At 38.3% G+C, this 12,922-nt stretch carries 12 protein-coding genes and 1 pseudogene; 2 read left to right on the forward strand and 11 right to left on the reverse strand.

All coding sequences use genetic code 11. The features are described from left to right. Nucleotides 1–89: 89 nt before the first annotated feature. The 3 genes and pseudogenes from FG390_RS14240 to FG390_RS16270 form a co-directional block, all read right to left on the reverse strand. A pseudogene (locus FG390_RS14240) lies at nt 90–332 on the reverse strand (CoA-disulfide reductase); the annotation flags it as partial. A gap of 150 nt (nt 333–482) precedes the next feature. Next, nucleotides 483–746, reverse strand: a complete 264-nt coding sequence (locus FG390_RS14245) for a metal-sensitive transcriptional regulator (protein WP_141191706.1) — start codon at nt 744–746, stop codon at nt 483–485. A 267-nt stretch (nt 747–1,013) separates the two neighbouring features. Continuing rightward, the gene (locus tag FG390_RS16270) at nt 1,014–1,133 is read right to left on the reverse strand and encodes a VanZ family protein (protein ID WP_181406509.1); all 120 of its coding nucleotides are present in this window, start codon (nt 1,131–1,133) and stop codon (nt 1,014–1,016) included. 526 nt (nt 1,134–1,659) lie between these two features. Between FG390_RS16270 and putP the strand changes: the two genes are divergently transcribed. Further along, entirely contained in the window at nt 1,660–3,135 is a 1,476-nt protein-coding gene (putP, locus tag FG390_RS14255) for a sodium/proline symporter PutP (RefSeq protein WP_141191707.1), read from the forward strand. A gap of 209 nt (nt 3,136–3,344) precedes the next feature. On the opposite strand, the gene FG390_RS14260 is transcribed toward putP, so the two are convergent. Then, nucleotides 3,345–4,829, reverse strand: a complete 1,485-nt coding sequence (locus tag FG390_RS14260) for a multicopper oxidase family protein (RefSeq protein ID WP_309147219.1) — start codon at nt 4,827–4,829, stop codon at nt 3,345–3,347. A 411-nt stretch (nt 4,830–5,240) separates the two neighbouring features. On the opposite strand from FG390_RS14260, the gene FG390_RS14265 reads away from it, so the two are divergent. After that, nucleotides 5,241–5,582: a DUF5362 family protein gene (locus FG390_RS14265; RefSeq protein WP_258311686.1), complete on the forward strand. Its 342-nt coding sequence runs from the start codon at nt 5,241–5,243 to the stop codon at nt 5,580–5,582. Nucleotides 5,583–5,862: 280 nt separating this feature from the next. Here the strand turns inward: FG390_RS14265 and FG390_RS14270 are convergent, their stop codons facing one another. The 7 genes from FG390_RS14270 to FG390_RS14295 all read right to left on the reverse strand — a co-directional run bounded on the left by FG390_RS14270 (nt 5,863) and on the right by FG390_RS14295 (nt 12,378). After that, nucleotides 5,863–6,597, reverse strand: coding sequence for an amino acid ABC transporter ATP-binding protein (locus FG390_RS14270; protein WP_141191709.1), 735 nt, complete (start codon nt 6,595–6,597; stop codon nt 5,863–5,865). A gap of 17 nt (nt 6,598–6,614) precedes the next feature. Next, nucleotides 6,615–7,295, reverse strand: a complete 681-nt coding sequence (locus FG390_RS14275; protein WP_141191710.1) for an amino acid ABC transporter permease — start codon at nt 7,293–7,295, stop codon at nt 6,615–6,617. 9 nt (nt 7,296–7,304) lie between these two features. Continuing rightward, entirely contained in the window at nt 7,305–8,099 is a 795-nt protein-coding gene (locus FG390_RS14280) for a transporter substrate-binding domain-containing protein (protein WP_181406510.1), read from the reverse strand. A 260-nt stretch (nt 8,100–8,359) separates the two neighbouring features. Continuing rightward, entirely contained in the window at nt 8,360–8,485 is a 126-nt protein-coding gene (locus FG390_RS16115) for a hypothetical protein (RefSeq protein WP_258311685.1), read from the reverse strand. Nucleotides 8,486–8,752: 267 nt separating this feature from the next. Further along, nucleotides 8,753–10,510, reverse strand: a complete 1,758-nt coding sequence (gene dhaK, locus FG390_RS14285) for a dihydroxyacetone kinase subunit DhaK (RefSeq protein WP_141191711.1) — start codon at nt 10,508–10,510, stop codon at nt 8,753–8,755. Nucleotides 10,511–10,858: 348 nt separating this feature from the next. Continuing rightward, on the reverse strand, nt 10,859–11,248 hold the full coding sequence (locus FG390_RS14290) for a hypothetical protein (RefSeq protein ID WP_141191712.1): 390 nt from the start codon (nt 11,246–11,248) through the stop codon (nt 10,859–10,861). Nucleotides 11,249–11,394: 146 nt separating this feature from the next. Continuing rightward, entirely contained in the window at nt 11,395–12,378 is a 984-nt protein-coding gene (locus tag FG390_RS14295) for a LacI family DNA-binding transcriptional regulator (RefSeq protein WP_141191713.1), read from the reverse strand. Nucleotides 12,379–12,922: the final 544 nt, after the last annotated feature.

Genomic DNA, 12,922 nt, shown 5'->3' on the forward strand with positions numbered 1-12,922 from the left:
ACCTCATGGCTTAAGTATGGACATCAAAAGATAAGGCTAAAAGCGGATACCGTCTAAAGACGGTGGAGTTAGACCACGCATTTGGAAATTAAATTTCGAATATCGATATTGAAACGATTTGACATACCTTCTACTGTCTGTAGCAGTAACTTCTCACGTGACTGAATACTTCCCCCAACGTAATAAGGCAAACCACAATTAGCAAAAGAAATATGTTCTCCACGTTCCAACATAATTATTTCAACTTTTTCATCTAATCGGCGACATCGAGCAGCTGCTGTTGCTCCGCCTGCAACCCCACCCACGATGACTATCTTTTTATTCTTTTTCATACAAGACACGTCCTCTCATTTAGTTACTCATTTAATCTCAACATGAAGTTATATAAACTTGATGCTCTATCTTGATAAAAACACTCCATTGTAATACAATCAATTACCCCATGGGGTATATAATATATTAAAAAAAAGCCCGTGGTAAAATTATCGGCTTTTCACTAAAAGTTCAACAGCTTCCTTAACCAAGTCCCTATCGACGTATTTTTCCGTTTCTAACTGATCACGAAGACATTGTTCCAGATTTTCCGCTACAATAAGACCAAGGGTGCGATCAATTGCTTTTCTTGATGCAGATAGCTGTGTGACAATTTCTCTACATTCTTTACCTTCTTCCATCATGCGTATGACCCCGCGAATTTGTCCTTCAATCCGTTTTAATCTATTTTTTGTACCTTGCTTATATTCCAAACGTATCCTCCCCCTATTAATAAGAATCTTGCGCGCTTTTCAATACTTTTTTACACAGATTTATATATACCTATGCGGGTATATAATTATTATGTATTTAATATATACCTCACAGGGTATTAAAAGCAACCCTTTTGTTTGAAAAAATTTAATTTCTTATTATTTTATCTTTTGACTAAAGGATATCTAAAAAAATATTACTCCTATAACAAACAAATCATCTTCTAATACGAATCACTTATTTCTCATTACTTGCCTTATATACATTCAAACCAAATACCCAACCCAAGCACCTAATGTATTTAGAATAACATCATCAATATCCGAACATCGATTGGCCATAAATAATTGAATACATTCAATAGAAATGGATAATAGACAGCCCAATAAAACAATTCAAGGAATTTTTATGGGATATAATCGGATAGATAAAAAGAAACCAAATGGAACAAATAATAAGATGCTGCCTAGATCATTCACAATAAGGTTAGAGTATGTTAAATCTTGCTTGAAAATGAGAAAAGGGTTTAGGTTTATAAATCCTTTATTAACACCAATCCCTATTTCAGAATGCGGAAGAATTGTCATATAGAAAAATTCAATAATAAGTCTCATGGATAGTTTAGATTAGATATTTAAAAACGAGGCTTGAAAATAAAGTGAGAATTCAATCAGTACCGTTATATTGGGTGACAAACGGTGTGCCTGAATATTTGTAATTTTAAGAGTGTATTTTTTCCTGCAATCGTTTTCATTGTTTTTATCATAGGGGCTACACTCCTTTTTCATTTTTTAAAATTCACTGAATTGCCTTGCAGTGGTATGTATTTGTTGTTATGGTAGTTACTAACCGAGCACAAAGATAGCTATTTTGGCAACAAAAACAAGCTAAATAGAAAAAGGGAGAGATTTGGTGCAGATAGAAATATTTATTTCTTTGGGAGTATATCTCGTCGGTATGCTGCTTATTGGTTATTATTCTTACAGAAAAACATCCGATTTGAATGACTATATGCTGGGAGGACGTGGACTTGGTCCCGCTGTCACTGCATTATCCGCAGGCGCATCTGATATGAGTGGTTGGATGTTGATGGGCTTGCCAGGTGCGATGTATGCAACAGGTATCTCAAGTTTATGGCTTTCAATAGGGTTAATGATAGGTGCTTATTTAAACTACCTAATACTTGCCCCTCGTCTTCGTACTTACACAGAAGTAGCGAACGATTCTCTAACAATTCCTGATTTTCTCGAAAATCGTTTTCACGATCATTCGAAAATTCTCCGATCCGTTTCAGCACTCGTTATTTTAGTCTTTTTTACGATTTACACATCATCAGGTTTCGTCGCTGGTGGCCGATTGTTTGAAAGTTCATTCCATTCGGATTATAAAGTAGGTCTATTTATGACAGCAGGAGTTGTTGTGGCCTATACTTTATTTGGCGGATTTTTAGCCGTAAGTATGACGGATTTTGTTCAAGGTGCGATCATGTTCGTCGCTCTTGTTCTCGTTCCAATCGTTGCCTTTACCGATGTAGGTGGCGTTCAGAATAGCTTTCATGAAATTAAAAACGTAGATCCTTCTTTGCTTAACTTCTTTAAAGGAACCTCCTTTTTAGGAATTATATCCTTACTAGCATGGGGATTAGGTTACTTTGGTCAGCCGCATATCATTGTCCGCTTTATGGCTATAGGAAATTTAAAACAATTAAAAACAGCCCGCCGAATTGGTATGGGCTGGATGGGAATTTCAATACTTGGAGCTATGCTCACTGGTCTTGTAGGCGTAGCATACTATGCATCTCATGGCCAAACATTAAAAGATCCCGAAACAATTTTTATCGTCTTCTCTAATATCTTGTTTCACCCATATATTACAGGATTTTTATTAGCCGCTATTTTAGCAGCGATTATGAGTACAATTTCTTCTCAATTACTTGTTACATCAAGTTCTTTAACAGAAGATTTTTATAAAACATTCTTCCGCCGCAATGCAAGTGATAAAGAGCTTGTTATTGTAGGAAGACTTGCCGTATTAATTGTCGCCGTGGTTGGTGTCTGCCTTTCATTATATCCAAATGACACCATCTTAGGTCTTGTTGGTTATGCTTGGGCAGGGTTCGGTTCCGCCTTTGGTCCGGTTATTCTCTTAAGTTTACACTGGAAACGTATGACAAGATATGGCGCATTAGCCGGAATGATTGTTGGAGCCGTGACTGTACTTATCTGGGCAAACATTCCAACTTTACAAAAGTTTCTTTATGAAATGATTCCTGGGTTCTTCTTAAGCTTGATTGCTGTCGTAGTAGTTAGCTTATTAACGAAAAAACCATCTAGCGAAATAGAAAATCATTATGATCAAATGGAAGACGAATTGAGAAAAGGTGCTTAATAGGAGACATAACTCGACAAATTTCGGGTAGTGACAGTAGATTGCACCCAAACCTGGCCCCACGGGAAATGACGTGGGGCTTAACGTTTGATTATGTGTCCACCCGACAAAAACAAAAGGAGGTAAATGTCTTTTTGCGGTGCCTGTCACCTTCAATGCGATCCGCCATCTGCATGTGGATCCTGTACGGGATGGGAATCATTGATTATTCAGATGGGTCTCATCATATCGTGATCTTCATGTTCAAGAAAATGACAATGCCAAACATAGTTACCGACATGATCTTTAAAATGCATGATAATTTTTGTGATTTTTCCGTTCTCGACTTTTACAGTATCCTTCCATCCTTTTTCGTAATCATACGGTTCCTCCAGTGGCCCTGTAAATTCAATCGTGCCTTCGGTTTCATAAAGTTCAACATTGAATGGCCTGCGGTATAAAACTTTAAATTGAACTAAGTGAACATGAATCGGGTGTGGCCCACCTGTTAAATTAATTAAATTCCAAACTTCAATACTGTCAAAAGCGGGTTTTTCAGTCGTTGGATCGCCCCACATATGGTTATTTAGCATTAGCATTGGTCTACCATAGCTATCTGTACTTGCACTCAAAGTTAAATCTCGTACTGTATGCGCCATATGTTCATCCAGCATCTCTGGTGGATATAATTCTTGTGGAATTTCACTTGTATCTTCACCATGTAACGGAAGGTCTACACTAAATTGCAACACGACGCTTGTATGTTCATCTGTATTTGTTCCGGAATTTGTAAGTGTGATTGTTTCATCTTTCAACGCCGAAAAATCAATAATGATGTCTGCCCTTTCTGCTGGCTGTATTTCAATTGAAGTTAACCGAGTAGGTGTCGTAACAAATCCGCCGTCTGTTCCAATTTGAGTAAACACTTGATCATTAGAAAGACCTAATACATAATCTCTTCTATTTGAAGCATTTAGCACACGGAACCGATACTTTCTAGGTTCTACCCTTAACTTGGGCCATACTTTCCCATTTACAACTATGGTGTTACCAAAGAAGGCTGGCACAATGGAAGGCGAGACCGGTACGGGAAACGGTGGCTTATCAGGATAAAAAAGCGACCCATCCTCGTTAAATGATTTATCCTGCAGCATCAAAGGGATCTCATACTTTCCGCTTGGTAAGTTAAGCCGTTCTTCAAGTGCATCACGAAGTAAGTAAAATCCAGCAAGCCCTGCATAGACATTTAACCTTGTAACACCCATGGCGTGATCATGATACCATAACGTTGTTCCTGGCTGGTGATTCGTATATTCATATATTTTTCTTTTGAATTTTGGACCTGTCATCTTATAATCCCTGGTATACCAGGCCTCTGGATGGCCGTCACTTCTCCAATCTACATTCGCACCATGAAGATGAACAACGCTTCTAACGTCTGGTGTATCAATGGATCCATGAATCGTATGATCAATAGGAAATAAGTGTTTAGAAGGTAAGTTGTTTATCCACTTGACACGCGTTGTTTCGTCTTTAGTCGCTTCAATGGTTGGCCCAGGTACCCTGCCGTTATATCCCCAAACAGGTGTGAGTGGAAACTGCTTGTGAAATCGGTGTTTGGCTTCTTTCATATAAATTTCATAATATGGAGATTGAGCCTGTGACTCATCATCATCAAGACGAGGTGTCTCATTGATAAACTGCCGCAGATGCATACTTCTGTTTTCATAAGTATCAAATTGCTTCCTCGGCTTAACAACAGGAGGTTTTTTAATTTCATCAACAAATTTTGGAATGGAAGCTGGATCAGCAGGATTGACTTTAACTAAAGGGATTTTTTCGATCGTTTTATTGCTAGCATTAATATTATTATCCAATATTTTAAAACTCCTTTGAAATGTTATGGATACCCATTATCAAGCCCATTATATGTTGATATTCATGAGTTGGAACTTGGATTTTTAAAAATTTCCGAATGGTACATCGCAGACTGTAGGCGTTTTAATATAAAATATTAGAAGTTCTCCCTATCTCCTCGTCTATTATTTCGAGCGGTGACAGCCACAAAAAAATTGTCCTTCCAACATGCACAAATCTAGTTATCTGTCTTTTTACGGTGCCTGACACTGCAATCATTATTTTGGGGACGTTTTACAGGCATTGTAATGATTGTTTTTGGTTCTATTGCAGCTTTAGGCGGCTTGTTTGCCTTTATTATTGGTGCCATACCAGGAATTATTCAAGTCATCTTAGGGGTTTATCTGTTTAAAACAGGAACAGAAGCCAAGTTTGCAATAGAAGATAACGAAGCTAGCGACAAATCATTGCATCGCCTATTGGATAATTATTCCAAATATTTATTAATTCAAGGTATTTTCACGATGATTGTTTTTGCTTTCATTGCGCTTATGATTATCTTAAGCCTTGTATTAGGAAGTTACTTTTTTAGCGAATTCCATTTTACTTAAAAAAGAGCACCATCCTCACAAATTGAGGCATGGTGCTCTTTTTTCGGTTTCATTTATCCTAGAGTTTTTTCAATAAAATTTGGGTAACGGACACCCCTGTGAGAATAGAAAAGTCCACTCAGAGTGGACTTTATCTGTCTATGTGTCTTTTTCCGGTACCTGACACCATTAAAAAAACACCACCCTCACAACGAGGCATGGTGCTCATTCTTCAATATTCGACAAAATTCGGGTGGTGACAGGCACAGCCAAAATGGATCGCAACCCACTGGCACCCCCACTACCGAATCCGACTCAAAAATTGTTTTGTTCGCTCTTGTTCAGGATGATTAAACAATAGCGAAGGTTGGCCTTTTTCGATGATGGCGCCTTGATCCATAAAGATGACTTCATCTGCGACTTCTTCAGCAAATTTTAATTCATGTGTCACGATGATCATGGTCCATCCTTCGTTGGCTAAGGATTTCATAACTTTTAATACCTCACCAACCAGTTCTGGATCTAATGCTGAAGTTGGTTCATCAAATAGAATTAGTTCCGGTTCGATAGCAAGGGCTCTTGCAATTCCCACTCGCTGTTGTTGTCCACCTGATAATTGGTGAGGATATTTATGAATATGTTCACTTAATCCGACTTTTTCTAATAATTCTTTTGCTTTTTGAATGGCTTCTTGTTTACCTTTTTTTTGAACTTGAACGGGACCTTCAATCACATTTTCTAAAACGGTCCGGTGCGGAAATAAATTATAGCCTTGAAAAACCATGGCTGATTTTTGACGGATTTGTTTCACGGCTTTTTTTGATAATTTTTTTCCAAATGCAACATGAGCGTCTCCAATTTTAAGCGATCCATCATCTGGTATTTCTAATAGATTTAAGCTCCGAAGCACCGTCGTTTTGCCTGATCCAGAAGGTCCGATGATCACAAGAACTTTTCCTTTATCTAATGAAAAATGAACCCCTTTAAGAACATGATGGTCTCCAAAGGATTTATGCAAATCTTGGACTGATAACATTCTAAAGGCCCCTTTCTCTATTTGGCAACATAACGGTCTAAGCGCTCTTCGATAATATTTTGAATGATGGATAGGATAAAGCAAAAAATCCAATAAATAAAGGCTGCCTCGCAGTATAATAATAAAAAGTTATAACTTGTTGCAGTAATTTCCTGCGCCCGTCTAAATAACTCGGTCACTGTAATCGTGGATGCAAGTGACGTATCTTTGACTAAGCTGATAAATGTATTTGACAGAGGCGGGATCGATACACGCATCGCTTGCGGGATGATCACGCGTCTTAAGGTTTGAAAATACCCCATACCGATCGTATATCCGGCTTCCCATTGCCCCTTTGGTACAGATAATATTGACGCCCGTATAACTTCTGCCGCATAGCCTCCAACATTTAATGATAAGGCAATAATAGCGCCATAAATCGGTGAGATATTAATTCCCAAATCAGGCAATCCAAAGTAGACAATCGATAACTGTACAAGTAACGGTGTCCCTCTAATAATTGAAATATAGATTCTAGCTATCCATTGAAGTAACTTAATTGACGATAGACGGCACATCGCCATCACAAAGGCAATCACAAGACCGATAATAAAAGAAGCTATGGCTAGTGGAAGTGTGTATTTCAAACCTCCCATTAAAATCGGCATGAAAGATTTTGCAGCTAAGTCCCAATCAATGGTGATATTCCCTATAAACATCGAAACAACTTATTCAGAGATATCTTTGTTAAAATATTTTTTTGAAATTTTAGCTAAAGTGCCATCTTCTTTTAATTCTTTCAATGCTTGACTAAGGTGTTTATCTAAGCCAGATCCTTTTCTAACAGGATAGGCTATTTTTGCGGCATTGGATTCAATGACAGCAGCGACTTTAAGATCTTTACTTTTGGTTGTTTTTAGATAATCAAGTACAGCACCTTGATCGTTGACCGTCGCATCAACTCGTTTTTGTTGAACTAATTTTATTGCTTTTGAAAAATCGTCCTGTCCCACAATTTGTGCGCCTGCTTTTCTCGTCATTTCACCATAGTTACTCGTTAAACCTTGAGCCACTTTAACCCCTTTTAGATCATCCAGTGACTTAATTTTCGTGTTGTTTGTACGAGTGACAATAACGGACTTGCTTGTACCATATGGTGTTGAAAAGTCATATTTTTTCTCACGATCAGGATTGATCCCTACTTCATTGGCCATTGTATCAAATCGTTTACTATTAAGCCCTGCAAATTGGGAATCCCATGCTGTTTCTTTAAATTGAACTTTTACACCTAATTTTTTCGCCACAGCTCGTGTGACATCAACATCATATCCGATGAGCTTATTTGTTTCAGGATCGTGATAGGAATAAGGCGCGTACGTCCCTTCCGTTGCCACAACCATCGTGCCTTTATCTTTTATTTGATCAAACAGATCCTTCTTTGATCCATTTGAAGAAGATTGACCACATCCAGACAAAGCTATGACAAGCATAACTGATATAATTGCTATTGCTAACTTCTTCACTATAAAACCTCCAAGAAACGTATTCTTACCTATTTAGTAGGGTTTAATTTACTCTATATATTTCATTATGTCAACCAAATCAATCGTATTTAGAATGTTAAAATTAGTGGTTAGATTCCAATCATTCCTGTTTCATACCTTTTATGAGAAAAATTAGAGTCTATGGGAGTCTACCCTAAAAAGCAACCCCCAAAACCCTATCAACTTTTTTTCTCAATGTAAAGTTAATTGCAAACCTTACTTAAGAGAATCGGATCAAATTAATCCTTTCTATCCCCTAATTCCCGACTAACTTTTGAAATCGTCATTCGCTCTTTACCGTTACCTGGTTGTACAGCATCTTTTCCTTTAATTATGTTCCGTTTTGACTTTGATCCTTTACTCATATGGGTTCCTCACTCCTTTTTTATAAATATGACAAAAATATTTTTAGCCTAAACAGGGATATTTATGTAATTAAGAGCAAATAAAAACGCAGGATCACTCCGCTTTGTTCTTGGAGAGTGATCCTGCGTTTTTGTTGTTGTAATTTCATTCGACAAAATTCGGGGGATTTCGGGGAGGCACGCGCCACAACTGTCCTTCCTATATGAACATATATTCAATAATGTCTTTTTTCGGTGCCTGTCACCGGAATACGCGCCACAAGGCACCTACCGCAACGTCTGTGCAAGTTCTGTAAAAATCACCCCTAGTGCATGAGCACCTGCATCAGGATAGCCTATACTTCTTTTACCAACCGTACCGGCACGACCCATCCGAGCGACAATGTCTTTTGTTTTTTCTGCCCCTTTTACTGCAGCGGAAGCACCTTTTTCAAAGGCAACCTTAATATCTTCGTTCGCTGCTGCACTGTCTTTCCAAGCATCTGCACATGGTGCAAGAGCATCGACTAATGTTTTGTCCCCTACAACGGCACCTCTGCCAAAGGATCGTTCCCCAATTGATTGGATACCCTGGACGACCGTTTGAAGCATGTTGGAAAAATCATAGACGTTTAGTTCACTTTTATTACCTATAGCTTTTCCTGCTGCACGGAAAGCACCGCCCCAAATTGGACCAGAAGCTCCTCCGCAATGTTCCATAATAATCATTGAACTTGCATCAAGAAACGACCCGATTGTTAGTACTTCCTGATTGATAATCGACTTCCATTCACGTTTCAATTGCTTGAATCCTTTAGCAATACTTGAACCAAAATCTCCATCTCCTGCATGGGAATCCAGTTTACAGAATGGTAATTCATTTTTAATAATTACTTCACTCATTTTATCAACAAGATAAAGCATGTTGTTAAGTGTGATGACTCCATTTTTAATAACAGCATGTTCTTCTGCTGTTTCTGTCTCAAGTGAAACTGGGTCGTCACTTTCTTTCTCAATCAAATCAGCATATTGCACCTGTTCAACTGGACCATCTACTTTAAAACCTGGTGCCACTGATTCTTTTGACAATAACGTTTTCAATTCATCGTCTAACTTCATGATAGATAAAGAAACACCGGCCATATCAATACTTGTCATATAATTTCCTACAAAGATACGATTGATTCGGATATTCCGTCTGGATATTTCCCTTGTCACCGCATGATTAAAAAGATAGAGTTCTTGTAATGGCGTACCTCCATACCCATTGACTAATAAAGCAATTTCAGCTGGATCATCATCTTCTATACCTAAATCCTTCAATAAATCATGAGTCATACGCAAAGCAAGTTCATCTGCACTCACCACTTTTTCTCGTCTAATACCAGGTTCACCATGAATACCTACGCCATATTCCATTTCGCCTTCGCCAAGTTCGAAAGTTGGCGTACCACTAGCTGGCAGTGTACATGAAGTAAGCGCCACGCCTAGGCTGCGAACATTTTTTGCCGCTTTTTCCGATACTGTTTTAACTTGTAATAAATCCATTCCTTCTTCTGCCGCGGCACCAGCAATTTTATGTACAAGCACAACACCCGCTACACCGCGGCGTCCGACGGTATAGAGGCTATCTTTCACAGCGATATCATCATCTACGCGAACATAATCTACTTGAATGCCGTCCTCTGAAGCCAAATATGCACCGTTTTTAAAATTCATGATGTCTCCGCTGTAGTTTTTAATAATCAATAAGGTGCCTTTTTTGCTAGCGGTTTCTTTAATCGCCTGATAAACTTGTATTTGTGAAGGTGAAGCAAACATATCTCCACATACGGCCGCATCGAGCATGCCTTTTCCAACGAGTCCAGCATGAGCAGGTTCATGTCCACTTCCTCCACCGCTAATGACCGTAACCTTGTTTTCGTTCATCTCCTTCTTCTTGATCACTTTATACTTTTCTAATAACTCAAGTTCTGGATGAGCCATCACCATGCCATGACACATTTCAATAACGAGATTCTCAGGATTGTTAATGATTTTCTTCATTTATTTGGCCTCCTATTTTTCATAAATCACAATACCAATATTTCTATGTAATAGATGTCAAATTCATTTCCTACTTACACATTAAATTGAAAACGCCTTATTGTAAACGGACACATTTTATAAAATGTTAAAAAAGGACATCTTTGTTGTAAAGGTGTTAATTTATGCACAAAAAAACGCAGGATCACTACCCTCCCTTGAAGCGTGATTCTGCACTTTCATTGTTTGATTTCATAATTGTTTTTCGAAAAGTCAGGGGGATTTCGGGGAGGAACCATGCAACGAGCACTGTCACACCTACACTACAGCGACCAGCACTCACGTCTAAATTTGGGTTATGACTGGCACCTATTGTATCCTATATATATATGAATCCTCAATATATATATTATTAATTGTATTACGTGTAAATCGAATACCACTGATTTTATTAGCGTCAGTTTTAATCAACATCCCTAACGTTTTTATTAATTCATTTTTTGGACTAATTGCTGTAATACTTTGAAGAGAAATCTCAAAAGGTTCTCCTATCATATCAATAGTTGATTTTATTTTTCTGTAAACTTCTTGTGGACCTAGTTCGTCAACTAATGGAGTTGCTATTAACAACCTGTATATATCTGATTCAGGTATGTACAACCAAAGAGCAGAATGAACGGTAAATTTTAATTCATCTAATTTTCGTATTAATTTTTCTCCATTTTTAAGATCCTGTTCTACCAGTATTGTTTTATCCATTGCAAAACCCCCGTTTCTGGATCCGATACTGAAGAATAACGATTTTTTGCTTCAATTTCATTATAAAATAAGTAACGGTGTTGCTCGGACCAATCTTTCACTACAGCTGAATTTCGGTCGCAGCCCAGACACGTACCGCCACACACCTACCGACAAATCAACTCGCATGTAAAATATATTCTTTCAGGTAAAATCGCTTCTTTATTGATCTGCTTTAATAACAAGTCCGCTGCTTTTGCTCCCATTTCAAATGCTGGCTGAGCAATAATTGTCATTGGGGGATTGGTTAAATGAGCAAATGGAATATTATCAAATACGATCAATGAGACATCTTCTGGAATTTTCAGCTTTTTCTCTTGCAAAAAGGATAATATCTCTAAAAAAACAAGATCGTTTCCTGCGAGTATCGCGGTTGGCGGCATGTCCAACTGAAATAATCGGTTGAGATTTTGGTGCAATTCAGAGATATCTGTGCTAATCATATAATCCGCCCGAGGTTCAATATGATGGTCGTTAAGGGCTTGTTTATAGCCTTCGATCCGTTCTTTTCTTGATGAAATGGTTAAAGGTTGTGTCGCAATAGCCAAGCGCTGATGTCCCTTTTGAATAAAATAGGAGATCGCCTCATAGGTGGCCTGCTGATTGTTGGCCAATACAAAAGGTGCTTTCAAATGTGGAATATCACGATCCATAAATACGACGGGATAGCCTTCCTCGACCATTTTTTTGTACAGATCTTCGTTTTGTCCCGTTGGAAAAATGATGAGTCCATCGACTTGCTTGGCACGGAGCATGTCGATATATTTTTTTTCTTTTTTTCCATTATTATCGGCGTTGCATATGATGGCCTGCATTTCATTTTCATAGCAAAAATCTTCGATAGATCGGCTGACTTCTGTAGAAAAACGGTGAACGATATCAGCAACAATAATACCGATGATAAAGGTTCTTTTTTGTTTTAAACTTTTAGCAACATAGTTCGGTTGATAGCCAAGCTGCTCGATGGCTTCTTTGATTTTTCTTCTTGTTCCCTCGCCCATATATTCATATCGATGATTAATATATTGGGAAACGGTACTTTTCGAGACGCCTGCAAACTTTGCGACATCTGCCATGGTTACCTTCGTCATAGCGTTATCCTCTTTCATTCTTTCACATTTTCTTAAGTATAGAACAAAGTGGTTCTGAATGTGAATGGCGTGTATCAAATTAATTGATATAATAAAAAGATCTCTCAACCTAAAACCTACTTGCCCATCAAGCATATATTTTATAATGACTATAAAAGCTTATAGTGCGTGTTCAAAAAGGTGGCAAACGAAAAGGGTTACTGGCTAAGTACGCTGAACATCCTGCAAGAAACGCCAGTTACTTGCCCGTCCTGGGCGTCGGAAGGCTAAGAGCGGCCGCAGTTCCCGAGGACCGGCATTCCACCGGATGTGGTAGCTTCAGGCGCCCGCCACAGGACGCGAGCGGTTTTAGCCAGCGATCCTCTTGTATCTGCTACATGAGGACCGGAAAAACAAGTGGGCGCCGAGGATTCGCAAGTTATCATTTGGTGACTTTTTGAACAACCTCTAATAATGAAAGAGAGAGACTGCCCTATTCAAGACGCACCTTCAATCAAAATTTGAAATAGTGGTCTTCTTCATCAGGTAGTCTCTATATTTGTAC

The organism is Terrilactibacillus laevilacticus (assembly GCF_006517395.1).
In the GTDB taxonomy this organism is placed as follows: domain Bacteria; phylum Bacillota; class Bacilli; order Bacillales; family Sporolactobacillaceae; genus Terrilactibacillus; species Terrilactibacillus laevilacticus.

What these genes read in the sequence shown, in the direction of transcription:
- FG390_RS14260 (WP_309147219.1), bottom strand. Translation starts at nt 4,829, where the DNA reads ATGCATCTGCGGCAGTTTATCAATGAGACACCTCGTCTTGATGATGAT.
- FG390_RS14295 (WP_141191713.1), bottom strand. Translation starts at nt 12,378, where the DNA reads ATGACGAAGGTAACCATGGCAGATGTCGCAAAGTTTGCAGGCGTCTCG.
- FG390_RS14290 (WP_141191712.1), bottom strand. Translation starts at nt 11,248, where the DNA reads ATGGATAAAACAATACTGGTAGAACAGGATCTTAAAAATGGAGAAAAA.
- FG390_RS16115 (WP_258311685.1), bottom strand. Translation starts at nt 8,485, where the DNA reads ATGAGTAAAGGATCAAAGTCAAAACGGAACATAATTAAAGGAAAAGAT.
- FG390_RS14270 (WP_141191709.1), bottom strand. Translation starts at nt 6,597, where the DNA reads ATGTTATCAGTCCAAGATTTGCATAAATCCTTTGGAGACCATCATGTT.
- FG390_RS14275 (WP_141191710.1), bottom strand. Translation starts at nt 7,295, where the DNA reads ATGTTTATAGGGAATATCACCATTGATTGGGACTTAGCTGCAAAATCT.
- dhaK (WP_141191711.1), bottom strand. Translation starts at nt 10,510, where the DNA reads ATGAAGAAAATCATTAACAATCCTGAGAATCTCGTTATTGAAATGTGT.